The 23,517-nt window shown below is 73.7% G+C and carries 22 protein-coding genes; 11 read left to right on the top strand and 11 right to left on the bottom strand.

The window, feature by feature from the left end; genetic code table 11:
- Positions 1-33: 33 nt before the first annotated feature.
- Positions 34-867, bottom strand: coding sequence for an SDR family oxidoreductase (locus IO39_RS34815; protein WP_043632534.1), 834 nt, complete (start codon positions 865-867; stop codon positions 34-36).
- Positions 868-951: 84 nt separating this feature from the next.
- Between IO39_RS34815 and IO39_RS34810 the strand changes: the two genes are divergently transcribed.
- Positions 952-1,548, top strand: a complete 597-nt coding sequence (locus IO39_RS34810) for a TetR/AcrR family transcriptional regulator (RefSeq protein ID WP_043632531.1) — start codon at positions 952-954, stop codon at positions 1,546-1,548.
- Between the two features lie 104 nt (positions 1,549-1,652).
- Positions 1,653-2,432 carry an SDR family oxidoreductase gene (locus tag IO39_RS34805; protein WP_043632528.1) on the top strand — a complete coding sequence of 260 codons (780 nt, stop codon included), beginning with the start codon at positions 1,653-1,655 and terminating at the stop codon, positions 2,430-2,432.
- Between the two features lie 120 nt (positions 2,433-2,552).
- Here IO39_RS34805 and IO39_RS34800 read toward each other — a convergent pair whose 3' ends face one another.
- A complete protein-coding gene (locus IO39_RS34800; protein WP_043632525.1) occupies positions 2,553-2,888 on the bottom strand; it encodes a hypothetical protein in 336 nt (111 codons plus the stop codon).
- Between the two features lie 334 nt (positions 2,889-3,222).
- Here IO39_RS34800 and IO39_RS34795 point away from each other — a divergent pair, with 334 nt between their 5' ends.
- Both IO39_RS34795 and IO39_RS34790 read left to right on the top strand, forming a co-directional pair.
- Positions 3,223-3,867 (top strand): Dps family protein, encoded by a 645-nt coding sequence (locus tag IO39_RS34795; protein WP_245642471.1) that lies wholly within the window; start codon positions 3,223-3,225, stop codon positions 3,865-3,867.
- A gap of 220 nt (positions 3,868-4,087) precedes the next feature.
- Positions 4,088-5,065: a TolB family protein gene (locus IO39_RS34790; RefSeq protein WP_043632522.1), complete on the top strand. Its 978-nt coding sequence runs from the start codon at positions 4,088-4,090 to the stop codon at positions 5,063-5,065.
- 150 nt (positions 5,066-5,215) lie between these two features.
- Here the strand turns inward: IO39_RS34790 and IO39_RS34785 are convergent, their stop codons facing one another.
- The 3 genes from IO39_RS34785 to IO39_RS34775 form a co-directional block, all read right to left on the bottom strand.
- Positions 5,216-6,103 (bottom strand): ABC transporter permease, encoded by an 888-nt coding sequence (locus IO39_RS34785; RefSeq protein WP_043632662.1) that lies wholly within the window; start codon positions 6,101-6,103, stop codon positions 5,216-5,218.
- Between the two features lie 191 nt (positions 6,104-6,294).
- Positions 6,295-6,882: a TetR/AcrR family transcriptional regulator gene (locus tag IO39_RS34780; RefSeq protein ID WP_043632519.1), complete on the bottom strand. Its 588-nt coding sequence runs from the start codon at positions 6,880-6,882 to the stop codon at positions 6,295-6,297.
- A gap of 146 nt (positions 6,883-7,028) precedes the next feature.
- Positions 7,029-7,922, bottom strand: coding sequence for a hypothetical protein (locus IO39_RS34775; protein WP_052423751.1), 894 nt, complete (start codon positions 7,920-7,922; stop codon positions 7,029-7,031).
- A gap of 176 nt (positions 7,923-8,098) precedes the next feature.
- Here IO39_RS34775 and IO39_RS34770 point away from each other — a divergent pair, with 176 nt between their 5' ends.
- Together IO39_RS34770 and IO39_RS34765 are read left to right on the top strand one after the other, a co-directional pair.
- Positions 8,099-8,848, top strand: coding sequence for an HAD family hydrolase (locus IO39_RS34770; protein WP_043632516.1), 750 nt, complete (start codon positions 8,099-8,101; stop codon positions 8,846-8,848).
- Positions 8,845-11,910, top strand: a complete 3,066-nt coding sequence (locus IO39_RS34765; protein WP_084773997.1) for a pyridoxamine 5'-phosphate oxidase family protein — start codon at positions 8,845-8,847, stop codon at positions 11,908-11,910. The genes IO39_RS34770 and IO39_RS34765 overlap by 4 nt, the downstream gene beginning before the upstream one ends.
- 71 nt (positions 11,911-11,981) lie before the next feature.
- Here the strand turns inward: IO39_RS34765 and IO39_RS34760 are convergent, their stop codons facing one another.
- From IO39_RS34760 to IO39_RS34735, 5 genes are all read right to left on the bottom strand, one after another.
- Positions 11,982-13,103 (bottom strand): esterase-like activity of phytase family protein, encoded by a 1,122-nt coding sequence (locus tag IO39_RS34760; RefSeq protein WP_052423750.1) that lies wholly within the window; start codon positions 13,101-13,103, stop codon positions 11,982-11,984.
- Between the two features lie 160 nt (positions 13,104-13,263).
- On the bottom strand, positions 13,264-14,070 hold the full coding sequence (locus tag IO39_RS34755) for a putative protein N(5)-glutamine methyltransferase (protein WP_043632510.1): 807 nt from the start codon (positions 14,068-14,070) through the stop codon (positions 13,264-13,266).
- A gap of 188 nt (positions 14,071-14,258) precedes the next feature.
- Entirely contained in the window at positions 14,259-16,784 is a 2,526-nt protein-coding gene (locus IO39_RS51240) for a sensor histidine kinase (protein WP_052423749.1), read from the bottom strand.
- The gene (locus IO39_RS34740) at positions 16,754-17,137 is read right to left on the bottom strand and encodes a response regulator (RefSeq protein ID WP_043632507.1); all 384 of its coding nucleotides are present in this window, start codon (positions 17,135-17,137) and stop codon (positions 16,754-16,756) included. Before IO39_RS34740 ends, IO39_RS51240 begins: the two co-directional genes overlap by 31 nt.
- A 126-nt stretch (positions 17,138-17,263) precedes the next feature.
- The gene (locus tag IO39_RS34735; protein ID WP_043632504.1) at positions 17,264-17,947 is read right to left on the bottom strand and encodes a response regulator transcription factor; all 684 of its coding nucleotides are present in this window, start codon (positions 17,945-17,947) and stop codon (positions 17,264-17,266) included.
- Between the two features lie 191 nt (positions 17,948-18,138).
- On the opposite strand from IO39_RS34735, the gene IO39_RS34730 reads away from it, so the two are divergent.
- Positions 18,139-18,549: a hypothetical protein gene (locus IO39_RS34730; RefSeq protein ID WP_169789177.1), complete on the top strand. Its 411-nt coding sequence runs from the start codon at positions 18,139-18,141 to the stop codon at positions 18,547-18,549.
- Positions 18,536-19,123 (top strand): hypothetical protein, encoded by a 588-nt coding sequence (locus IO39_RS51235; RefSeq protein WP_157549265.1) that lies wholly within the window; start codon positions 18,536-18,538, stop codon positions 19,121-19,123. The genes IO39_RS34730 and IO39_RS51235 overlap by 14 nt, the downstream gene beginning before the upstream one ends.
- A 328-nt stretch (positions 19,124-19,451) precedes the next feature.
- Here IO39_RS51235 and IO39_RS34720 read toward each other — a convergent pair whose 3' ends face one another.
- Positions 19,452-19,955 carry a MarR family winged helix-turn-helix transcriptional regulator gene (locus IO39_RS34720; RefSeq protein ID WP_043632647.1) on the bottom strand — a complete coding sequence of 168 codons (504 nt, stop codon included), beginning with the start codon at positions 19,953-19,955 and terminating at the stop codon, positions 19,452-19,454.
- Positions 19,956-20,031: 76 nt separating this feature from the next.
- Here IO39_RS34720 and IO39_RS34715 point away from each other — a divergent pair, with 76 nt between their 5' ends.
- From IO39_RS34715 to IO39_RS34705, 3 genes are all read left to right on the top strand, one after another.
- The gene (locus tag IO39_RS34715) at positions 20,032-21,081 is read left to right on the top strand and encodes an EamA family transporter (protein WP_084773989.1); all 1,050 of its coding nucleotides are present in this window, start codon (positions 20,032-20,034) and stop codon (positions 21,079-21,081) included.
- Positions 21,082-21,086: 5 nt separating this feature from the next.
- Positions 21,087-21,887: an NAD(P)-dependent oxidoreductase gene (locus IO39_RS51940; protein ID WP_043632498.1), complete on the top strand. Its 801-nt coding sequence runs from the start codon at positions 21,087-21,089 to the stop codon at positions 21,885-21,887.
- A 282-nt stretch (positions 21,888-22,169) separates the two neighbouring features.
- Positions 22,170-23,033 (top strand): SMP-30/gluconolactonase/LRE family protein, encoded by an 864-nt coding sequence (locus IO39_RS34705; protein WP_043632495.1) that lies wholly within the window; start codon positions 22,170-22,172, stop codon positions 23,031-23,033.
- The last annotated feature ends 484 nt before the right edge of the window (positions 23,034-23,517 follow it).

The raw sequence follows: 23,517 nt of genomic DNA, 5'->3' as shown, positions 1-23,517 counted from the left end.
GCAGGGGAAGGCGGGCGCAGGCAGAGGGCGGGATCAGCGGAAGGCGGCGGCGTTGCGGGCGGCCCAGGCGGCGAAGGCGCCGGGGGCGCGGCCGAGGACGCGCTCGACGTCGGGGCTGACGGTCCGCTCGCGGACGGTCGGGGTCCCGAGGATGTCGAGCGTGGTGTCGGCCACCGGGGGCGGCATGAACGCCACCATCTGGGCGCGGGCCTCCTCCCTGGTCTGGTCGGCGAAGGTGACGGGCTCGCCGATGGCGTCGGCGATGGCGGCGGCACGCTCGCGCGGGGTGACCGGCTCGGGACCGGTCAGCTCGTAGACCTCCTTCGCGTGACCGGGGCTCGTGAGGGCGACGGCGGCCACGGCGGCGATGTCGTCGGGGTCGATGACGGGCAGGCCGACGTCGCCGAAGGGGGCGGCGACCGTGCGGGCGGCCTTGATGGAGGGCGCCCAGGCGTAGGAGTTGGAGGCGAAGCCGCCGGGGCGCAGGATCGTCCACTCGGTGCCGGACTCCATGACGGCCCGTTCGAAGGCGGCGAAGGCGCGGCCGTGCGACAAGGAGTCGGGCCGGCTGGCCACCCCCTGCGAGGAGAGCAGCACGATCCTGCCCGCGCCGGTGAAGGGGGCGACGACCGTGGCGGGGTCGCCGGCCATCATGAGGTCCCCGCCGACCAGCAGGAAGACCGCGTCCGCCGCGGTGGGCGGGCCGGCGGCCGGCTGGGCGAGGTCCGCGGCGACCGCGCGCACCCCGGCGGGGACGTCGGACGGGACGATGCGGCGCGACACGGCGGTCACCTCGTGACCCTGCCCGGCGAGGGTGCGGACCAGGGTGCGGCCGACGTTCCCGGTGGCGCCCGTGACGATGATCATAAAGCTGACTCCCATTGAGTTAGTTGGCTGACTCACTTGCGAACGAGAGGACTGTAGCACAGGGCGGGGCCTATAGTTAGTCAGGTGACTGACTCGAAAGTGTCCGCGCGGGTCCGGACGGCGGGCGCCAAACGGCAGCGGCTCATGGCGGCCGCGGCCCAGGTCGTGCACCGGCAGGGAGTCGAGCGCACCACCATCGCGGACATCGCACGCGCCGCCGACGTGCCGGTGGGCAACGTCTACTACTACTTCAAGACCAAGGACGAGCTGGTCGCCGCCGCCCTGTCGGAGCACGCCCGGCAACTGGAGCTGCTCACCGACCGGCTGGACCGGCTCCCCGGCCCGCGCGAGCGGCTCAAGGGCCTCGTCGAGGGCTGGGTGAGCCAGCGCGACCTCGCCGCCCGCTACGGCTGCCCGACCGGCACGCTCGCCGCCGAGCTCGACAAGCGCGACGAGGGCGGCCTGGACGTCGAGGCGGGCCGGGTCATCCGGCTGCTGCTCGACTGGGTGGAGCGGCAGTTCCGCGAGCTGGGCCAGCCGGAGCCCGACGGTCTCGCCCTGACGCTGGTGGGCGCGTACCAGGGCATGTCACTGCTGGCCAGCGCCCTGCGCGAGCCGGGGGTGATGGACCGGGAGGGCGCCCGGCTGCTCGCCTGGATCGACTCCCTCGAAGCCCCCTGAGCCCTCCCCGCAGGCCCGCCCGTCAGGTGCCCGCGGTGTCCGGGGCCGGGAAATGGCGTTTGCGAAGCCGGCGGTTCGGTCCCAAGATCGGTCGGGTGACGAACATGGATCAGACGCCCCGCCCCGACCACTCCGCCCGCCCGCTCGCCCTGGTCACCGGGGTCGGACGTACCGTCGGCATCGGCGCGGGCATCGCGCGGCGGCTGGCCGCGACCGGGTGGGACGTCGCGTTCACCTCCTGGACCCCGTACGACGAGCGGATGACCTGGGGCGCCGAGGCGGGCGCCACCGACGCCATCGCCAGGTCCCTGGCCGAGCTGAGCGCGGCCACCACGGCCGTCGAGGCCGACCTCACCGACCCGGAGGCGCCGGCGCGGGTCTTCGACGAGGTGGAGCGCCGTCTGGGCGCGGTCACGGCCCTGGTGATGTGCCACTGCGAGTCGGTCGACTCCGGCCTGCTCGACACCACCGTCGAGAGCTTCGACCGGCATTTCGCGGTCAACGCCCGCGCCACCTGGCTGCTGATCCGCGAGTACGCCCGCCGCTTCGCCGGCCCGCACGGCACCGGCCGGATCATCGCCCTCACCAGCGACCACACCGTCGGCAACCTGCCCTACGGCGCGAGCAAGGGCGCGCTCGACCGCATCACGCTGGCCGCCGCACACGAACTCGCCCACCTCGGCGTCACCGCCAACGTCATCAACCCCGGCCCGGTGGACACCGGCTGGATGTCCGGCGAGGCACGCGAGCAGCTGATCGCCCACACCCCGCTGGGCCGCCTCGGCACGCCCGGCGACACCGGGAACCTCGTGGCCTTCCTGTGCTCCCCCGAGGGCCAGTGGATCAACGGCCAGCTCCTGATGAGCAACGGCGGCCTCGCCTGATCCACGCCGGCGAGCAGCCCGCCGCCGTCCGGCCCGCTCCGGACGGCACGGCACCCCCTGCCCGGCCCGGCCGTCCGGCCGGGCACGTCCGCCGGGCCGCTCCTCCGCCGGGGGCGGGGCCTACCCTTCCTGGGTGCCCGCCGGGCGCTGGCAGGAGGTGGACTGGAGGCCGGTGCAGTTCCGGTCACCGGCGGCCAGCAGCACGATGCCCAGCATGAGCACCGCGCACGTGAGCATCACGAGCATGCACCACACGTGCAGGAGGGAGCGGCTGTCCGCCGGCACCGGGAGCGGCTCCGGCACAGGCCGCGGGAGCCGCCCGGGGAGCGGCCCGGGGAGCGGATCCGGGTCCGGGCCGAGCGCTCCGGAGAGGAGGGCGTCGAGTTCGGGCGATTCCCTGGCGAGCCGGCTCTCCAGCCTCGCCAGCGCCCGGCGTTCCTTACGCGAGAGCCGCATGCCTCACGTCCCCCCGTTCCTCGCCGTCCGTGACGCGACGCGCGTCCCCGTCCCCGCCGCACGCCCCTCCGTCGCGTGGCCTGCCCCTCCGTGGCGGGCAGGAGAGGACCATTCATCCAGATATGTCCGGACACGCCAAGCAACCGTTGCACACTGCAACGAAGCTGTGATGCGGCAGTACCGGCACGGAGACCACCCCTCGCCCAGGGATCGCGGTCCGGGGCGGCATGCCGCAAGCTTTGCCATGCGCTGGTCGGGGCGGGAGCTGCTTTGGCGGGCGTACGGGAAGGTTCGAGGTCGGACCGGCTCAAACGCACCGCCTCAGGAGATGATCGTGCCCGCCAAAGGCAGCACCAGCAAAGCGTCGAAGAAATCGAGCAGCCAGCCCTGGCTGCACGTGGACGGCACCCAGATTCAGGAGTTCGGCACGATCAGGACGTGGCCCCTGGGCCTGTCCGAGGAGGCCCGCGGCTACGCCTGCGAGCGGCTGAACCAGATCCTCGCCGACACGCAGATCCTCTACAGCCTCTACAAGAAGCACCACTGGCTGATGCGCGGCCCGACGTTCTACCAGCTGCACCTGCTGCTGGACAAGCACGCCGGCGAGCAGCTCGAACTCGTGGACCTGGTCGCCGAGCGCATCCAGGCGCTGGGCGGCATCGCGGTGGGCGACCCGCGGCACGTGGCCGAGATCACCGTGGTGCCGCGCCCGCCCAACGGCGCCGAGGAGGTGCCGGCGATGTTGTCGCGCCTGATCGAGGCGCACGAGACCATCCTCATCACCTCGCACGACGCCGCCGCCCGCGCCGCGGAGCTGGGCGACGACGGCACGAACGACCTGCTCGTCTCCGACGTCATCCGCACCGGGGAGCGGCAGACGTGGTTCCTGGTCGAGCACCTGGTGGACACGCCGCTGGTGGACACGCCGGGCAACGGCCAGGTGCACGCGCCGCGCCGCACGACCACCAAGTCGAAGTGAGCCCGCCCTCCGGTACGCCGGGGCGCGCCCGGCCGTACCGGACGGCGTTCGCCCCGGCGTGCCGGAGGGCACGCGTTCAGGCGGGCCGGAGGGCGCGTGCATGCCGGTGAGGCCGGGCCTGTCCGGCGCCAGGAGCACGGTGGGCAGGCCGATTCCCCTTCCCCGACGGTGGTGATCTTGTAGGATCTGCCGGGTCCGACCACCACCCACGGGGGTATTCATGATCACGAACTTAGGCGCGGTCCTCGCCCTGACCGCCGTGCTCGGCGCGCCGCCCGCGCAGCCGGACGCCGGCACGAAGCTGCCCGGCACCGACGCCCGTTTCGGGGTGGACATGACGGGCCGGCCGGTCCAGCTCGGCTCCTACTCGGTGTTCACCAACGGCAGGCCCCCGCAGCAGAACTGGGCGTGGAGCCCCGCCAAGCGGAAGTTCGTCAAGGCCGAAGGGCCCGTCACCGTCTCCCCCGGCGGGCAGTGGCAGGCCGAGCTCCGGCAGCGGCGCGGGCCCGCCGAGCCGGTCACGGTGCGGTTCACCGACCGGAAGAGCGGCCGCGAGACCGACGTCGAGCTGCCCGTGCCTCCCGACCCCCGCAACGGGGACATGCCGCTGCACACGCTCTGGCCCACCTGGTCGCCCGACGGCAGCCGGTTGCTGCTCAACGTCTTCGCCTCGGGCAACGAGCCGCGGTCCGCGGGTGTCGTCCTGGTCGAGGTGCCCGCGCTCGAGGCGCGTTTCGTCCGCATCGAGAAGGCGCTGATCACGGTGGGCGGCTTCCAGTGGACCCGGGACGGCGACGGCCTGGTGGTGCGCTGGGGGAAGAACGGAAAGTCCTCCATCCGCCAGTACGACCTCACCGGCGCGGTCAAGCGCACCTGGCACGTGCGCGGCCGTCCCGTGCCCCACGGGCTGGGCACGTTCTCCCCCTCGGGCCGCCGGTTCGTCACGGCGTGCACCTCGCTGGAGAAGTCGGCCTGCGTCTGGGACACCGCCACCGGCAAGGCCGTCACCCGCATCAAGATCGCCTTCAGCCCCGTCTGGGGGCCGGTGCTCGGCTGGTACGACGAGAAGCACCTGCTCGCGCCCGTCCGTGACGGCATCGGCGTCGTCGATCTCAAGGGCCGTGCCGTCGAGACCCTCGTCAAGGTCGGCAAGAAGCAGCACCTCTACCCCTGGTTCGACGCCCGCGCCAAGAGCTGAGCCCCGCGCGGCGCACGGCCCCCGGGAGGGCGGGCCACCGTCATGGCGCGCCGCCCCGGGCGGTGGCGCGCCGCCCGGCTGCGGTACGCCGCCCCGGACCCGGTACGCCGCCCGGACCCCGGCGCGCCCGCCCCGGTGGTGGCGCGCCGCTCAGCCGCGGCCGTACCGGTCCTCGGCGCGCCAGAAGTACCAGAACCCGAAGACCAGCGCGCCGACCGCCCACACCAGGCACGACACCCACACCAGCCGTGGCGGGGAGTGGCTGCCGATGAGGATGTCGCGCATCCACTCGATGTAGGAGGCGGCCGGGTTCAGGTACATCACGGTGGCCACCCACTCCGGCAGGCCGGCGCTGTTGACGACCTTGTCGTGGATGGCGAAGAACACCCCGGAGGCGTAGAGCCACGTCCGCATGATGAACGGCAGCAGCTGGTTGAGGTCGCGCATCGAGGAGCCGACCCTGGCCAGGATCAGCCCCGCCCCGATGTTGAACATCGTCTGCAGCAGCAGCACGACCGGGATCATCAGCCAGAACCAGGTGACCGGCTCCTGGGTGATCAGCACGATGGCCAGCAGCACGCCCATGGAGACGAGGAGCTGCTGCAGCTCCTGGATCGTGTACGCCAGCGGCAGCGAGGCGCGCGGGAAGTGCAGGGCTCGGATCAGCGACAGGTTGCCGGAGATCGACTTGGCGCCCGCGGTCACCGTGCGCTGCGTGTAGGTGAACACGAACATCCCGGTCAGCAGGAACGCCGGATAGTTCGGGATGTTGTCGCTGCCGCCCAGGATGAGGCCGAACATCACATAGTAGATCGCGGCGTTCAGCAGCGGGGTGATGACCTGCCAGAGCTGGCCCAGGGCCGAGCCGGAGTATTTGGAGACGTTGCGCGAGGTCGCGTACGTCAGCACGAAGTGGCGCCGCTCCCAGAGCTGGCGTAGGTAGACGTTGAACCGGGGCCGCGCGATGGCGGGGCGTAGCCCGTGCCTGCGGGCCAGCTCCGCCAGCGACTGCGGCGCGGGGTCTTCCACGTGGCTCATGAGCACCTCGAAACGTTGCGGTCACCGCGCGTGCGGGCCCGGTGACCGAGGGGTCGTCCGATCATGATCATGCCCTGTCGCGAGGGGCATCGGTCCAGTTTTGGGCCGGAGCGTCGCGGAGTCGAGAAACCCCACCCCGAAACGCCGGACATTCACCCCCCGGCGGAACCTCCGCGCGCCCGGCAGGCCGGTCAGGCCGGCAGGTACGGGCGGAGGGTCTGGTCGAGGGTGGCGCGCATCGCGTCGGGCAGGGTGCCTTCGCCGGTCAGTGCCCACAGGACCAGGACGCCGTTGTAGGCGACCTGGACCGCGTGCGCCAGGGCCGGCGTCTCCGTTCCCGCCGCCAGCTCCCCCGCCGCCACCGCCTCCGCCAGCAGGCCGGCGATCGCGTCCCGGGTGCGGCGGGCGTGCCCGGCGGCGTGCCCGCGGAACTCGGCGTCGGTCAGGTCGATCTGGAGGAAGCCGATGCTGCCCGCCAGCTCCTCCGGCGTGGCCACGCCCTCCGACATGCGCACCAGCGCGGCGCGCAGGGCCGCGAGCGGTGAGGCGTGCTCGTGCCGCGCCCGCTCGAACGGCTCGCCCGCGGTCTCGGCCGCGTGGACGGCGAACGCGAGCAGCAGGCCCCGCTTCGAGCCGAACCGCTGCACCAGCGTGGCCGGGGACAGCCCGGCCTCCGTGGCGACGGCGGCCAGGGTGAGGCTCTGCGGGCCGTGCCGCCGGATCGCGCGCGCGGTGGCGGCGAGGATCGCCTCATCACTGGTCGTACGGGGCCTGCCCATGTCGTCTCCCGGGCCGTGATATGTGAACGCTCGTTTAAAAACTACCAGCAGCCCGGCCCGCCCCGGCCCATCCCACGACGGTATGAACGGCCGCGCGGTGAGCACGGCCGCCCTCGCGGCCAGCGCGGCACGGCCGTCGGTGGTGGCTAGCGGGGCACGGTCACGGCCGTGACCGCGAAGCGTTCGACGGCCGCGACGTGGCCGCCGGTGGAGACCACGACGGTGAGCGTCCTGCCCGGTGGCGCGGTGAACGAGACCCGTCCCGACCAGGGCGCGTTCTGCCCGCCGGCGGGCAGGCAGCACCGCTCCCCCAGCGGCTTGCGGGAGGAGGGGTGGCGCACCTCGATCCGGAGGCTCTCGTCCACGCCGGTGACGCGCCCGCCGACGGTCAGCGGGGAGCGGGCGGCGGCGCCGTACGCGGGCCTGGTCAGGGAGAGCGTGGTGTCGTCGGTGCCGACCACCTCCCAGGGGGCGTCCTTGCCCTGGCCGTACCGCATGAGGTGCACGACGGCCACCACCAGCGGGCGTGGCCCCTCCTCGGCGCGGAAGCCGACGTGCACGCGCGCGTGCGCGCCGTCGCGCACGGTCTTGACGGCCCGGTCGATGTCGGTGAAGCCGAGGAAGTCGCGGCTGAAGGCGACCGCGGTGCGGGCGGGGTCGAGGCGCCAGCGCTCGCGGCCGTTCGCGCGGTACTCGCGCTGCCAGGCGGCGACCTGCCCGGGGTCGGAGAACGGCCACAGCGGGTGGTAGTGGCCGGCGATCAGCGTCTCGCGCGGGACGGGGGACGCCCCCGCGGGGTGCTCGGGGCCGGGGAGGGCTCGGGGGCCGGGGTGCCGCCGGTCGGGGGCGGGTCGGGGGGCGAGGGGGCGCCGGGGGCGGTCGCGGTGCCGGTGGCGGGGCCGGTCGCGGTGACCGTGGTGGTGGCCCCCGGCGGCCCGGTGGCCCCGCAGCCCGCCCCGGCCACCGCGATCACGGTCAGCAGCGGCAGGGCGCGGACGGCCAGTGCTCTCATGCGGTACCTCCTGCTCCGGCGGCCGCACGAGAAGTCCGGGGCGGCCTCACGAGGAAGACGTACCCATTCACGTGCGTCACCGAGCGGCGCACGGGACACCGGTTCACCTGTGGCGGCGGGCGATCCCGGCGGGGGCCGAACGTCCCGGCGCGCCGGGTCCAAGGTCTCATGGCTGGGCCCGCCGTGCGGGGGTAGCGTCCAGACATGGCCACCTTCGATCTGACCAGCCTGCGCGCCGTCGTCTTCGACACCGACGGCGTGGTCACCGACACGGCCCGGGTGCACGCGGCGGCGTGGAAGCACGTGTTCGACCCCTTCCTGCGGGGCCGTTCCGGGCCGTTCGACATCCGCGCCGACTATCTGGCCCACGTGGACGGGCGGCCGCGGCTCGACGGCGTGCGCACGTTCCTGGCCTCGCGCGGCATCTCGCTGCCCGAGGGCGGGCCGGACGACGAGCCGGGCGCGGCGACCGTGCACGGCCTGGGGCTGGCCAAGGACGCGCTGTTCGTGGAGCAGATCCGGCAGCACGGGGTGGCGCCCTTCCCCTCGACGGTGGCGCTGCTGCACGAGCTGCGCCGGCGCGGCTGCCGTACGGGGGTGGTCTCGGCCAGCAGGCACTGCCGCGCGGTCGTGTCGTCGGCGGGGCTGCTGCACCTGTTCGACGTGCTGGTGGACGGCACCGAGGCGGCCCGGCTGGGGCTGCCGGGCAAGCCCGACCCGGCGCTGTTCCTGGAGGCCGCGCGCCGGCTGGAGCTGCCGCCCGCGCAGGTGGCGATCGTGGAGGACGCGCTGCCCGGGGTGGAGGCCGGGCGCAGGGGCGGGTTCGGCCAGGTGGTCGCGGTGGACAGGAGCGGCACGCAGGCGGCCGCGATGCTGGCGGCGGGAGCCGGCGCGGTGATGGCCGACCTGGCCGACGCCGACGTCACGGGGCGCGTGCCCGTGGGACGGCGATGAGCACGCCACCCTACGGCGGCCCGGGGACCGCGACGACCTCCGAGGGCGGCGGGCCGGGAGGCGACACGGCCTGCGAGGACATCGAGCCGGGAGCCGGCGCGACCCGCCACGACCGCCCGGTGGAGGGCGAGACGGCGGCGAGCGCGTGGACGCTGGTCTACGAGGGGTTCGACGCCGGGCGCGAAGGGTTGCGGGAGGCACTGTGCACGCTGGGCAACGGCCGGTTCGCCACGCGCGGCGCCACGCCCGACGGCGAGCCGCGCACGCCGGGCACGTACCTGGCCGGTTGTTACGACCGGCTGGACTCGGTGATCGCCGGACGTACCGTGACGAATGAGGACATCGTCAACCTGCCCGACTGGCTGCCGCTGACGTTCGCGACGCCGGGCGCCGGCTGGTTCCGCCCCCAGGACGCCGACCTGCCGCTCTACCGGCACGAGCTGGACCTGCGGCACGGCGTGCTGGTGCGCGAGCTGCGCTGGCGCGACGGGGCCGGCCGAATCACCCGGGTGCGCCAGCGCCGCCTGGTGTCGATGGCGGACCCGTACCTGGCGGCGATGGAGACGGAGTTCACCGCCGAGAACTGGTCGGGCCCGCTGCGGGTGCGCGCCACGCTGGAGGGCCGGGTCGCCAACGACGGCGTGGCCCGCTACCGCGACCTGCGCGGCGACCACCTCACCGGGCACGCGACCGGCGCCGAGGACGGCCTGACCTGGCTGACGGCGAGCACCCGCAACTCGCACGTGCTCGTGGCGCTGGCCGCCAGGATCGACACCGCCGCCCCCGCCGCCCCCGCCGCCCGGCCCGCGCCCGCCGGCGACCACATCACCTGTGACCACGTGCTCGACCTGGCCGAGGGCGTGCCGGCCCGGCACACGAAGATCGTGGCGCTGACGTCCTCGCGCGACCCGGCCAGCCACGACCCGCGCTCGTCGGCGCTGCGGCACGCGCGCCGGGCGCCGCGCTTCGAGGAGCTGCTGGCCCGGCACCAGGCCGCCTGGGAGCGGCTGTGGCAGCGCGCCCGGCTCGACGTGGACGGCCCCGAGCTGTCGCAGATCGTCCACCTGCACATCTTCCACCTGCTGCAGACGCTCTCGCCGCACACGGCCGGCCTGGACGCCGGGGTGCCGGCGCGCGGCCTGCACGGCGAGGCGTACCGGGGGCACGTGTTCTGGGACGAGCTGTTCGTGCAGCCGTGGCTGGACCTGCGCTTCCCGGAGATCTCGCAGGGGCTGCTGCGCTACCGCTGGCGGCGGCTGCCCGAGGCGAGGGACGCCGCCAGGGAGGCCGGCCACGAGGGCGCGATGTTCCCGTGGCAGAGCGGCAGCGACGGCCGCGAGGAGACCCAGGTCCTGCATCTCAACCCCGCCTCCGGCCGCTGGCTGCCCGACCACTCCCGGCTGCAGCGGCACGTGGGCCTGGCCATCGCCTACAACGTCTGGCACCACTACCTGGCCACCGGCTCGATGCCGTCGTGGTGCGCGGAGCTGCTGCTCGACATCGCCAGGTTCTTCGCCTCCCTGGCGGTGCCCGCAGGCGACCGGTACGAGATCCGCGGCATCATGGGCCCCGACGAGTACCACGACGCCTACCCCGGGGCGGCCCTGCCGGGCCTGGACAACAACGCCTACACCAACGTCATGACCGCGTGGCTGATGGCCCGCGCCCGCGACACCGCCGCCCTGGCGCCCGACCTGCCGCCCGGCCTGGCGCCGTCGCCCGAGGAGCTGGCCCGCTGGGACGACGTCGGCCGCCGCCTGCGGGTCGACTTCCACGACGGCGTGATCAGCCAGTTCACCGGCTACGGCGACCTGCTGGAGCTCGACTGGGACCGCTACGCCGGGGTGCGCAGGCTGGACCGGGCGCTGGAGGCCGACGGCGACGACGTCAACCGCTACAAGGCCTCCAAGCAGGCCGACACGCTCATGCTCTGCTACCTGCTGCCGGGCGACGAGCTGACCGGCGTGCTGGAGCGGCTGGGCTATCGGGCGGGGCCGGAGCTGATCTCGCGGACGATCTCGTACTATCTGCGGCGCACCAGCCACGGCTCCACGCTCAGCGCCGTCGTGCACGCATGGGTGCTGGCCCGCTCCAACCGGGCGGAGTCCTGGCGCTTCTTCATCGAGGCGCTCGAGAGCGACGTGAAGGACGTGCAGGGCGGCACGACGGCGGAGGGCATCCACCTGGGGGCCATGGGCGGCACGCTCAACCTGCTGCAACGCTGCTACCTGGGCCTGGAGCCACGCCCGGAGGGGCTGCGGCTGGACCCGCTGCTGCCCGACCGGCTCGGGCTGGTGTCGATGCCCATCTGCTATCGCGGCCGCCGGCTGTTCATCGACGCCGACCACCGCGAGGCGCGCGTCAACGGGACCGCGCGCCGCACTTACACCGGAGGAGACGTGATCATGGCAGGCACCGGCGATCTCGGCCGCCGCATCATCCATCACCGCGAGCGCCTCGGCCTGACCCGCGAGCAGGTCGCCGAGCACGCGGACATGTCGCCGGGCTATCTGCGGTATCTGGAGGAGAACGCCGACACGCCCGACACCGGCTCGCTCTACCGGCTGGCCGACGCGCTGAACACGACCGTGGACGACCTGCTGGGCGGCGGCCAGGACCGGCCGCCCGGCCGCGGTCCCGCCATGGCCCATCCGACGCTGGAGACGCTGGACGAGGCGGAGTGCCGGCGGCTGATCGAGCCGGGCGGGATCGGGCGGGTGGCGTTCAACGGCTCGCACGGGCCGACCGTGCTGCCCGTCAACTACAAGGTGCAGAACGGCGCCATCGTCTTCCGCACCGCCGCCGGCGGGGCCATGGACAAGGACCTGCGCAGCGGCCTGGAAGGCGTCGACATCAAGATCGCCTTCCAGATCGACAACATCGACGAGGCCAACCGGGAGGGGTGGAGCGTGCTGGTGCAGGGGCCGGCGCACCACGTGCCGCCGGAGGAGGTGGGGAGCGCGGCCAGGACCGGGGTTACGCCGTGGGCGGGCGGCGAGCGGCAGCTCTACATCCGCATCGTGCCGCAGCAGATCACCGGCCGCCGCATCCACGGCATGTAGCCCGATCCCTCCGGCCGCCGCATCTCCCTGGAGGGCGCCGCCCGCACGCCGTCGCCACGGCGTGCGGCCGGTCAGGGGCAGCCGGTGGCGCCGAAGGCCATGAACGTGGTGACCTCCTCCTTGGCGAAGTTGTCGTCGGAGCCGATCACGAGCGTGCACTCGCCGGAGGCCAGCCGCGGCCCCCAGGCCATGCCCTCCAGGTTCTGCACCGGCGGGCGGAAGCCGCCCAGGTCGGCCACCAGCCGCTTGGCGACCGGCCGGTACGGGCCGCCGCGCTCCAGGTAGTCGCGGCCGATCACGTTCGTGGCGCCGCGCAGGTCGATCTCGTAGAGCTTGACGCGGTAGCCGACGCCCTGGATCCAGGAGCGTTCCAGCGCCAGGTAGCGGAAGTCGTCGATGGCCAGCAGCTCGGACACGCCGCTGTCGGCCAGGCCGGTGGGCGGGCTGGGCGGGACGGACAGCCGGTCGAGATGGTAGGCGTACTGGCCCCGGGGGCGGCCCTGGCGGTCCCACATGGTCACCCGGGCCACCGAGCCCCGGTAGACCGTCGGCAGGGCGCCGTCCTCGAAGCGCGGCCCCTCGGTGACGGCGGTGACGGCGTGCTGGGAGACGGCGACGCCCTCGAATCCGAAATTGCGCCGCGGCCCGCGGTTCTCATCCGTCAGCCGCAGATTCCATGGCAGCCCCAATTCGCCCTGGAATCGCCCGTCCAGTCCCACGGCGCGCACCGCGGAATGCGAAATGGGGATATTCGGGTTTCTCTCGTCGGGCCGGTCCCCTTCGTCGCCCCACACCAGCCGCCCGCGCCACCGGTCGAACCTGATCGACTCGGGGTCGGCCGACCCCGGCTTGCCGTACGCGGGGTAGGGCTTGCCGTCGGGCCTGGTCAGCGTCCTGACCCCGCTGATGCGCACCCGCTTCAGCGCTCCCGTGACCCGGTCGAACGCCAGCCTGCCGGTGTAGAACCGGGCCGGGTCGTAGCGCCACCGGTCGTCGGAGATGAAGTACCAGGTGCCGTCGCGCGGATCGCGGTCGAACCCCGAGATGCCGCCGACCGTGGTGCCGGCGAACCTCATGAGGTGCGGCAGGCGCTGCTCCCCGAGGAAGCGCGTGATCCGCACCGGCCCGCGCGGCTCCGCCGCCGCCGGCGGCGCCGCGCCCACCACCATCGCGCAGGCGATGGCGATTCCCACGACTTTCCTTGTACGACCCATGTGACCCTCCGAAGCGAAAATCGACGAGGGAAAGGAAAGCGCGGATCAGCCCCGAAGTCCACGACAAAACAATGGCACGCCCCATCACAAAAGGGCGCAAATTACTGCGCGTTCTCCGGCGGCGCGGCGAAATGCGGTATTAATGGCGGGTGCCGATGACCGCCGTGGCGTCGAGTTCGTCGGAGGTGGCGACCCGGGCGGACAGGCCCGCGGCGCGCATCGCCGCGGCCGCGCCGTCCGCCTGGCGCTCGCCGGTCTCCACCAGCAGGCTCCCGCCGGGCGCGAGCCAGCCCGGCGCGCCGGCGATCACCCGGCGCACGACGTCGAGCCCGTCGGCCCCGCCGTCCAGCGCCGGCAGCGGCTCGTGCAGCCGGGCCTCCGGCGGCAGCAGGCCGACCGACTCCGACGGCACGTACGGCGGGCTGGCGATCAGCAGGTCCACCCGGCCGCGCAGGGAGGCGGGCAGCGGTTCGTACAGGTCGCCCTGGTAGACGTGGGCGCCGGGCAGGTTGCGCCGGGCGCAGCGCACGGCGGCGGGGTCGAGGTCGGCGGCGTGCAGCTCGGCGCACGCCAGCCCTGCCCGCGCCAGCCCCGCACCCACCGCGGCGCCCATCGCGCCGGTCCCGCAGCACAGGTCGAGGACGACCGGCGAGCCGGCGGCCGCACGCGCCAGGGCGACGGCCTCGTGGATGAGGAACTCGGTGCGCGGCCTGGGCACGAACACCCCCGGCTCCACGGCCACGCGCAGGCCGCAGAAGCGGGCCCAGCCCAGGACGTGTTCGAGGGGCTCGCCGGCCACGCGGCGCTCGACCATGGCGGCCAGCTCGGCGGGGCCGGACGCGGTGGAGACGAGCAGGCCGGCCTCGTCCTCGGCGAAGACGCAGCCGGCGGCGCGGAGGCGGGCAACGATGGCAGGAGTAGCGATAGATGACGAAAAAACCGACATGGGAGCCTTTCGGGATGCCGATGGGCGCTCCCGCGGTCACCTGAGCCCGGTGGGCCGCGCCACCGCGCGCGCACGCGCGGCACGGCTGCTGGAAGGGAGCACCCAGCCTGACAGAGCGGAAATGGGTCTCACCTCCCGGGGCCGAAGGACGATCGCTTACGCGAGACGTCACAGTATCAGAGCGCTTCTCACGTCCTGCCGGAAGGCTCGTAGGCCGAGCGCGGGATGTGCCCGTGCAGGCGCAGCCCCGCGCCCTGGCCGGTCTCGATGGTCAGGGTGCCGCCGATGGCCCCGAGCCGGTCGTACATGTTGGTGATCCCCTGCCCGGTACGGATCAGGCCGGGATGGCAGCCGTTGCCCGTGTCGTGGAAGTCGAAGCAGAGCCCGTCCTTCTCCCGCAGGTCGATGGTGACCGTGGCGTGCTCGCCGGCGTGCTTGCTGGCGTTCTGCAACGCCTCCAGCAGGCAGAAGTAGAGGTTGATCTCGATCTCGGGCGGGTAGCGGCCGAGGTCGGCGGCGTGGATCTGGGCCGGCAGCGGCGAGTGCCGCACGGCCGCGCGCAGCGCCGCCTCCAGCCCCGATTCGGCCAGTTGCGGCGGGTAGATGCCGTGCGCCAGGTCGCGCAGGTCCGCCTGGGCCTCGCGCAGGTCCTCCGAGAGCTGCGCCAGCAGCGGCCCCACGTCGTCCGGCTGGGTGGCCACCAGGCGCTGCGCGACCCGCGACTGCACGGCCGCGGCGACCAGCCGCTGCTGGGCGCCGTCGTGCAGGTTGCGCTCGATCTGGCGGCGCTCCCTGTCGGCCGCCGCGACCAGCCGGGCGCGCGACTCCTGCACCGCCTCCGCCCTGGCCACCAGCATCACGTGGTTGTGCCAGGCGAGGTAGCAGGCCCGGGTGAGGCCGAGGACGACCAGCGCGATGACGACCGGGGCGGTGATCCAGCGGGGCGCCTGCTCGAAGCCGACGCCGGGCGCGAGGACGCCGGCGAGCGTGATGACGGCCGCGGCGGCGACGGTGGCGCCCATGACGAGCTTGAAGCGCCCGCGCGGCAGGTACGCCACCGACAGCAGCACCGGCGAGACGGTCACCAGCGTGGCGTAGGGCAGCGCGGAGGGGAGCAGCACGGTCAGCGCGAGCGCGAAGCACCAGGCGGTGCCCGCTGACACGGCGATGGCGTGCCGGACGCGGTCGCGCCTGACGACCCGCAGCGCGGCCACGACCGGCAGGGCGACCGCGCCGCAGAGGCCGGCCAGGGTGAGCAGCCAGGGGATGCGGGTGCCGGCGAAGACGGCCAGGGCGAGCGCGCCGCCGCCGAGCGCGACGCCCAGGATGGTCCACAGGCCCGTGGCGATGTACTGGTAGGGGTGCGGGTGGGCGCTGCGCTGGAGGGTGGTGTAGACGCGGGCGATGGCGTACCAGACGGCCTGCAGCGCCTCGCGCACGCGCTCGCCCGGCTCCTGGCGGGAACGCTCCACGCCCGCGCTCTCCAGCGCCGAGCGCGGCAGGTGGCCGTGCAGGCGCAGGCCGCCGCCCGGCCTGGTGTCGATGGTGAGGGCGCCGCCGATGGCGCTGAGGCGGTCGTTCATGTTGATCATGCCGGTGCCGGTCTGGAGGGTGGCGGGGCTCGTGCCCACGCCCGAGTCGCGGAAGTCGAAGGACAGGCCGTTGCGGTCCTGCAGCAGGATGCTGACCGTGGCGTCCTTGCCCGCGTGCTTCACCGCGTTGCGCAGGGCCTCCAGCAGGCAGAAGTAGATGTTGATCTCGATCTCGGGCGGGTAGCGGCCGATGCCGACGGCGCGCACGGTCGTCGGGATCGGGGCGTGCTGGGCCGCCGCGCGCAGCGCCGTCTCCAGGCCGTACTGGCCGAGCTGGGGCGGGTAGATGCCGTGCGCCAGGCCGCGCAGCTCCGCGCTGGCCTCCTGGAGGTCGTCCGACAGCCGTGCCAGCAGCGGGCCCGCCCGGCCGGGGTCGCTCTCCAGCAGCGCCGCGGCCCGCCGGGTCTGCTCCGCGGCGGCCGCCAGGCGCTGCTGCGGCCCCTCGTGCAGGTTGCGCTCGATCTGGCAGCGCTCGCGATCGGCCGCCGCGACCAGCCGGGCGCGCGACTCGCGCAGCGCCTCGGTCCTGGCGACCAGCATGCCGTGGTTCTGCCAGGCGGCCAGCGACACCAGGGCGGTGATGAACGGGATGTACGCGATCGCCAGCGCGTTCGTCACCGTCCCCGGCACCTGCTCCTCCAGCCCGGCCCCGTGGCTCAGGCTGCCCACGACCACCAGCGCCGTGCCGACCAGCATGGTCGCGCCGAGCATCGCCGACAGCCGGACGTGGTTCATGTGCTGCACGGCCACCAGCACCGGCAGCAGCACGGCCGGCACCAGGGTGGCCAGCGCGAACGGCACCATGGCGGTGACCGCGACGGCCACGATCCAGTTGGCCAGCGCGAAGACCACGACCGCGGCGAAGCGCCGGTAACCGTGGATCAGGTGGACGGCCCGCACCAGGAACACCGCCATGGCCAGCAGCAGCGCGACGATCGCGAGCAGCCGGCCGTCGGGCAGGACGGTGGCCCACAGGACCGTCAGCCAGACCACGGCCACCGCGACGCCGAGCAGGTCGGTCTGGATGTAGCTGCGCAGGCGCTCCCACTCCGGCGCGCCGATCTCGATGATCTCGTGCCCCCGCAGGCCGGCTAAGAGTCTGAATGGCCCCCGTCGTTCCACAACGCCTCCAGTTCGTCGGGGCCGAAGCGGTCCTTGTGCCGATAATGAGCCCCCACCACCATCGCGTCACGAGGCAGGTCCTCGGTGTTGTTGACCGACAGCAGCACCACCTTGACGTCGGGGTGCCGGCACCTGATGTGCCGCGCCGCCTCCAGGCCGCCCATCCCCGGCATGTTGACGTCCATCAGCACCATGCCGACCGGCTCGCCCCGGAGGAAGTCGAGGGCCTCCTCGCCGCTGGCCGCCTCCCCCGCCAGCACGAACCCGTCCACCACCGCGATCACGCCGGCCACGGCCCTGCGGAACGACGGCAGGTCGTCCACGACCAGAACGCGCACGAGGGGTTGGTCCACAGACCTGATCGTCGCATTCGATCGCCGCCGTGTCGGTGGTGCCAGCCCCACGCGTCGGTGGTGCCAGCATCACTGTCTCGGCCGTGCCCCGCCCCACTCGGCGTTGACCGGTGCGGGCCGGCGGTGTCAGGACCTCGTTGACGGGCCCGAGTCGAGGAACATCAGCACCGCCTTGACCCGCCGGTTGGTGTCGCGGTCGCCGCGCAGGCCGAGCTTGAGGAAGATCGAGTTGATGTACTTCTCCACCGCCCGTTCCGTGACGTTGAACGCGGCGGCGATGGCGAGGTTGGAGCGGCCCGCGGCCACCTCGGCGAGCGTCTCCCGCTCGCGCGGCGTCAGGTGCCGCAGCGGCCCGGCGTCGTCGTTGCGGGCCTTGGCGCTCACCAGCGAGTCGACGACCACGGAGTCGATGAACGAGCCGCCGGAGGCCACCGTGCGCACGGCCGAGATCAGCTCGCCCGGCTCGGCGATGCGCTCCTTGAGCAGGTAGCCGCGCCTGCTGCTGCCCTGCTCGATCAGGGCCAGCAGGTAGGCGGGGTCGAGGAACTGCGACAGCACCAGGACGGCGACGTCGGGATGGCCGGCCCGCAGCGTCGTGGCCGCCCTGATCCCCTCGTCGGTCATGGTCGGCGGCATGCGGATGTCGGTGACGACGACGTCGGGCTTCTCCTGGTCGACGCAGGCCATGAGGGCGTCGAGCCCCGAGCAGACACCGACCACCTCGGCCCCGGCCTCCGTGGCGATGAGGGCCTGGATCCCGGTGCGCACCAGCAAATTGTCCTCGGCGATCACTATCCGCAGTGGCGTCACGTGCAAACCGTAGTCCGCGGCGCCCCGCCGGCTCAACGGCTGCCCCTGAACGGGTGCGGAAAACCGAACCACGAACTCGGAAGGCAGCTTTATCGCTGAAATACCGGGTGCGGCGCAAACTGACGGCATCGGCAGTCAATCTGCGAGCGGATATGAGGGGTTTCAGTTACGGCCAAGACGGAGGGGAAGTGGTGGCCGAAATGCTTGACGTCACGGGGTGGGCGGCGCGAATCGCGGCGCGCGTCGGCGCGCTGGTGGCCCGCGCCGACCGGGCGGTGTGCGCGGGCCAGGACGAGCGGGCCCGGCGGCACGGCTGGACGGTCACCAGGACGGGGTTCGGCTCCCGGCGGTATCGCGACCCGCGCTTCGACGCGCTCCGGGCGGCCCGGACGGGCGGCAGGGCGTACCAGGGCGCGGGGTCCCAGGATGTTGTCAGCTCCCAGGACGGCAGACCTCAGGGCGCCAGACCCCAGGACGGGAGGCCCCAGGTCGGCAGGTCCCAGGGCGCCAGGCCCCAGGACGGCAGACCCCAGGACGGCAGGTTCCCGGAGGCCAGGGGCGGGAGCCCGGCCCTGAGAGGTGACCGGCATGTCCATGCGTAATCCGCGGCACAACCCGTACCCGCCCGTCGAGGGCCCGGCCCCCGGCAGCGGCGCCCTCACGGTGGTGTGGCGCTGGCGCACCGAGATCGCACTGGCCGGGCTGTCCGCGGCGGCGGCGTTCGTCATCACGACGGCCGCGGTCCAGGGCATGTGGTGGGCGGTCGCGCTGGCGGGCACCGTCTCGGTGCCCGCGACCGTGCCGGCCGGCCGGAAATGGATTCGGCGGCACTTCTGGTGCCTGTTTTCCCGGCACCGGCTGCAGCGGGTGTGCTTGGAGACGTCGATGCACACGCGAAAGGGCAGAATTCCGCTGATCCTCTGGATAACGCCGGAGCACTTCGGGGAAAGGGCTTTCATTCTGCTCCGGGCGGGGATTTGCGCGGAGGACTTCGAGGCGTTCGCCGGGGAAATCGCGGCGGCCTGCTGCGCGACTTCGGTCCGGGTGGTGCGGCACCCGCGCCGGGCGCAGTTCGTCACGGTGGAGATCGTGCGGCGGGGCGTGGCACTCGGGGCGGGGGCGTGGGGCGACGGCGAACCGGGCGGGGCGCGCCCGATGGAGCAGTTCGCCGGCTGACCCCGCCCCCGGGGCGGCGCGGGCTCTCGCCACCCGGGCCCGACGCCCTTTCCGAGCCCCAGGGCACCGTGCCGGGGCACCGGGCCGCCCCGGCGCCCCTGAGGCTCCGGCCACCCGGACGGGATACGTTCCCGTCCGGGTGGCCGCTTCATGCGCTTCCGGCCCGGCCCCGCACGATCACGGCCCGCCCAGGGCGGCCCGGCCCAGGCTGCGCCCGTGAGCCCGGACGTGCCGTGAGCCCGGACGTGCCCGTGATCCCGGGTGTGCCCGTGATCACGGGTGTGCCGGGTGGCCCGGACAGGGTCCGCCGTGGTTCCGGGTGGTCCGGTCAGGGGCCGTCCGTGGTGTCGCCGAGTGACTGGAGCAGGTCGCGCAGGATGGCGGCGAGGGTCTCGCGGCGTTCGTCCGTCAGCGCGCTCAGCACCCGGTGCTCCGTCGCCAGGTGGTCGGGCAGCACGCGCTCGATCAGCGCGTACCCCTCCTCGGTGAGCGTCACGTGCACGCCGCGCCCGTCGGAGTCGCTGGGGGTGCGCGTGACCAGCCCGCGCGACTCCAGCCGGTCCAGCCGCTGCGTGACTGCGCCCGAGGTGATCATGGACGCGCGCATCAGCTCGGCGGGCGTCAGCCGGTGCGGCGGATCGGCGCGGCGCAACGTGGCCAGGACGTCGAACGAGGCGGAGTCAAGGCCGTGCGCGGCGAACGTGCGCCGCAGCTCGGCGTCGATCAGCCGCGACAACCGGGACAGCCGCCCGATCACCGCCATGGGGGAGACGTCCAGGTCGGGGCGCTGGGCGTGCCATTGCTCAAGTACGACATCGACATGATCGGCCACCACCCCAGCCTACCGATGTCTTAGTGGTGAGATAAATCACCTGGCGAGTACCTTAGCGCTGAGATACTTTGTCTTAGTGCTAAGTAATCGAACGGGACTTGTCCTCGTCACCGCCCTGACCCCCGCCATCTGGGGCACCACCTACCTCGTCACCACGGAACTGCTCCCGCCCGGCCGCCCCCTGCTGGCCGCCGTGGTCCGGGCCCTGCCCGCCGGGCTGCTGCTCGTCGCCATCACCCGGCGGCTGCCGCGGGGGAGCTGGTGGTGGCGGGCGTTCGTGCTGGGGGCGCTGAACATCGGGGTGTTCTTCGCGTTGTTGTTCGTGGGCGCGTACCGGCTGCCCGGAGGGGTGGCGGCGACCGTCGGCGCCGTCCAGCCGCTGCTGGTCGCCCTGTTGTCGGCCGGGCTGCTCGGCGAGCGCCTCACCCTGCGCACGACGCTGGCCGCCGTGGCGGGCGTGGCCGGGGTGAGCCTGCTCGTGCTGCGGGCCGACGCGCGGCTCGACGCGGTGGGCATCGCCGCCGCGCTCGGCGGGGCCGCCGTCATGGCGGCCGGGGTGGTGCTGAGCAAGCGGTGGCAGTCACCGGCGCCGCTGCTGGCCACCACCGGCTGGCAGCTCGTCGCGGGCGGCCTGCTGCTGCTCCCCCTCGCCCTGGTCGTCGAGGGCGCGCCGCCGTCGGGGCTGAGCGCCGCCAACCTCGCCGGGTACGCCTACCTCACCCTCATCGGCGCCGCCCTCGCCTACGCCCTGTGGTTCCGGGGCCTGCGCCTGCTGTCGGCCACCAAGGTCACCTTCCTGGGCCTGCTCAGCCCCGTCGTCGCCACCGCGCTCGGCTGGATCGTGCTCGGGCAGGACCTCACGGTCGCGCAGGCGTTCGGGGCGCTCGTCGTGCTGGCCGCCCTCGTCGCCGCCCAGCTCCCGGCCCGGCCCCGCACCCTCGATCACCCGTCCCTCACCGGGACACCGAACGTGCCCGCCCACAGGCGGCCCCGCACCCTCGATCACCCGCCCCTCACCGGGACACCGAACGTGCCCGCCCACAGGCGCCCCCATACCCCCGATCTCCCGCCGCTCACCGGGACGCCGAACGTGCCCGCCGGCCGGCTCGCCGGAAAGGATCTCTGATCAGCATGCGCATCACCGTCTTCGGCGCCAGGGGCGCGGTCGGCAGCCGGGTCGTGACCGAGGCGCTGTCGCGCGGCCACGAGGTCACCGCCGCCGTCCGCGACCCGTCCCGCCTCCAGCCCCCCTCCCCCGCGCACCGTCCCGCCGCCCCTCAGGCTCCCGCGGCCGCGCGCGGTCCCGCCGGCCTCCAGCACCCCTCCTCCGGCCACAATCCCACCGGCCCCCGGCTCCCCGTGGGCGGGCGTGATCCCAGCGGCCTCCGGGGTCCGGCCGCCGGGCTGCTCGACGGGGCCGGGGTGCGGGTTCGGGTCGGGGACGCGGCCGATCCCGGCGACGTGGCGCGGCTCAGCGCCGGGCAGGACCTGGTGATCAGCGCCACCCGCCCCGCGCCCGGCCACGAGGACGACCTGGTGACGACGGCCAGGGCGCTGCTGGCCGGGGTGGCGGAGAGCGGGGTGCGGCTGCTGCTCGTGGGCGGCGCCGCCGGGCTGACCGTGCCGGGCACGGGCGGCCTGACCGTCGTCGAGACGCCGGACTTCCCGCCCTCGTGGCGGCCCATCGCCCTGGCCTGCAACGCCCAGCTCGACGTCTGCCGCGCCGAGCGGGCCGCCGACTGGACGTACGTGAGCCCGCCCGCGCTGATCGAGCCCGGGGAGCGTACCGGCCGCTACCGGATCGGCGCCGACGAGCTGCTCGTGGACGCCGCGGGCAGGTCGGCGATCTCGATGGAGGACTTCGCGGTCGCGCTGCTCGACGAGGCCGAGCGTCCCCGGCACCGCCGGGTGAGGTTCACCGTCGCGTACTGACGCGACGCGTGCCGGCTCGGCGCGCACCGAAGGGACGCGCGCCGCCTCGGCGCATGCCGAAGCGGGACGAAGATCCCATCGGGCGGGTCGCCCGCCCCGCCCTGCCCGCCCGCCCTGCCCGCCCGCCTTGTCCCCGCCCCGCCCATCCTGTCCCCACCCCGCCCGTCCTGTCCCACCCCGTCCGGGCCCAGGGATCGGCGCGCGGGGTGATCGGGTGGGCTGCCCGTCCCGGATAAGGTCATCAATCATGACATTCGCCGACGAGCGCCAGGGAGCAGCGGCATGACCATCACCGCGTACACCGTCACCGACCCCGTCGCCGAGCACGGCGAGGGGCCCGTGTGGTCCGCCCGCTGGGGCGGGCTGCGGTGGGTGGACATGCTGGCCGGCGACGTGCTCGCGCTCGGCCCCGGCGGCGAGGTGCGCCGCCGGCACGTGGGAGCGGTCGCCGCCGTCGTGCGGCCGCGCGTCTCGGGCGGTTACGTCGTCGCGGGCGAGCGGGAGCTGCTGCTGACCGACTCCGACGACCTGGACGCGCCGCTGCGCTCCCTGGGCGAGGCGTGGAGCGACCCCACGGTCCGGATGAACGACGGCGGCTGCGACCCCGACGGCCGGTTCTACATCGGCAGCATGGCCTACGACTCCGCCCCCGGGCGCGGCGCGCTCTACGTGGCCGGGCCGGAGGGCGGGCTGAGCGTGGTGCTGTCCGGGGTGACGGTCTCCAACGGGTTCGGGTTCAGCCCCGACGGGCGGCTGGCGTACTACGCCGACACCGCGACCGGGCAGGTGGACGTGTTCGACTACGACCGGGAGGGCGGGCTGAGCGGGCGGCGGCCGTTCGCGATCGTGCACCCGAGGCACGGCGCTCCGGACGGGCTGACGGTGGACGCCGAGGGCGGGGTGTGGGTCGCGCTGTGGGGCGGCGGCGCGGTGCGCAGGTACGATGCCGGCGGGCAGCTCGACGCCGTCATCAGCCTGCCGGCCCGCCAGGTCACCGCGGTCACGTTCGGCGGCGACGACCTCGACCGGCTCTTCGTCACCACCTCCGCCCTCGGCGTGGACCGCGCCGAGCAGCCGCTGGCCGGCTCCGTCTTCGCCGCCGACCCCGGCGTCCGCGGCCTCCCGGTCCTCCCGACCACCTTGTGACCGAGGTTCGCCGGGGATCTCCCGGCGGGGTTATCTCCACCAGAGCAACCCGGCAGCCACCCGGCAGGGCAGCCCAGCAGACATTGACCGACCGCTGGGGGCGTCCAGGGTTCACCCCCGCAGGTACTTCACACGCTGCGCCCAACCTGCTCGTTTTACATGAGGTCCACCGACAGTCTTTTCCATCGATCGGCAGCGACTCGGACCGTTGCGGATAGTCGAGCTTGCCCATGTCCTGACTTGTGCAGCCTGATGCATTCCACTCCCAGCCAGTTCTCTCGCCGGAGTTGCGGAGACTCGCCGCACCGGTCAGCATCGGGAGAAACGAGGGCGCCACAGCATCAGGAAACGCATGACCCAACACGCGAACGAGCACGATCGGCTGGGCCCTTACCGGCTGCTCAGGCGGCTCGGTGAAGGCGGGATGGGCGTTGTCCACCTGGCTGTCGACCCTCAGGGGCGGCAGGTGGCGGTCAAGGTCCTG

Source organism: Nonomuraea candida (assembly GCF_000725485.1).
Lineage (GTDB): Bacteria > Actinomycetota > Actinomycetes > Streptosporangiales > Streptosporangiaceae > Nonomuraea > Nonomuraea candida.
This window is presented reverse-complemented; position numbering and strand designations above follow the sequence as displayed.

What these genes read in the sequence shown, in the direction of transcription:
- IO39_RS34815 (WP_043632534.1), bottom strand. Translation starts at nt 867, where the DNA reads ATGATCATCGTCACGGGCGCCACCGGGAACGTCGGCCGCACCCTGGTC.
- IO39_RS34805 (WP_043632528.1), top strand. Translation starts at nt 1,653, where the DNA reads ATGGATCAGACGCCCCGCCCCGACCACTCCGCCCGCCCGCTCGCCCTG.
- IO39_RS34800 (WP_043632525.1), bottom strand. Translation starts at nt 2,888, where the DNA reads ATGCGGCTCTCGCGTAAGGAACGCCGGGCGCTGGCGAGGCTGGAGAGC.
- IO39_RS34790 (WP_043632522.1), top strand. Translation starts at nt 4,088, where the DNA reads ATGATCACGAACTTAGGCGCGGTCCTCGCCCTGACCGCCGTGCTCGGC.
- IO39_RS34785 (WP_043632662.1), bottom strand. Translation starts at nt 6,103, where the DNA reads ATGAGCCACGTGGAAGACCCCGCGCCGCAGTCGCTGGCGGAGCTGGCC.
- IO39_RS34780 (WP_043632519.1), bottom strand. Translation starts at nt 6,882, where the DNA reads ATGGGCAGGCCCCGTACGACCAGTGATGAGGCGATCCTCGCCGCCACC.
- IO39_RS34770 (WP_043632516.1), top strand. Translation starts at nt 8,099, where the DNA reads ATGGCCACCTTCGATCTGACCAGCCTGCGCGCCGTCGTCTTCGACACC.
- IO39_RS34765 (WP_084773997.1), top strand. Translation starts at nt 8,845, where the DNA reads ATGAGCACGCCACCCTACGGCGGCCCGGGGACCGCGACGACCTCCGAG.
- IO39_RS34755 (WP_043632510.1), bottom strand. Translation starts at nt 14,070, where the DNA reads ATGTCGGTTTTTTCGTCATCTATCGCTACTCCTGCCATCGTTGCCCGC.
- IO39_RS51235 (WP_157549265.1), top strand. Translation starts at nt 18,536, where the DNA reads ATGTCCATGCGTAATCCGCGGCACAACCCGTACCCGCCCGTCGAGGGC.
- IO39_RS51940 (WP_043632498.1), top strand. Translation starts at nt 21,087, where the DNA reads ATGCGCATCACCGTCTTCGGCGCCAGGGGCGCGGTCGGCAGCCGGGTC.
- IO39_RS34705 (WP_043632495.1), top strand. Translation starts at nt 22,170, where the DNA reads ATGACCATCACCGCGTACACCGTCACCGACCCCGTCGCCGAGCACGGC.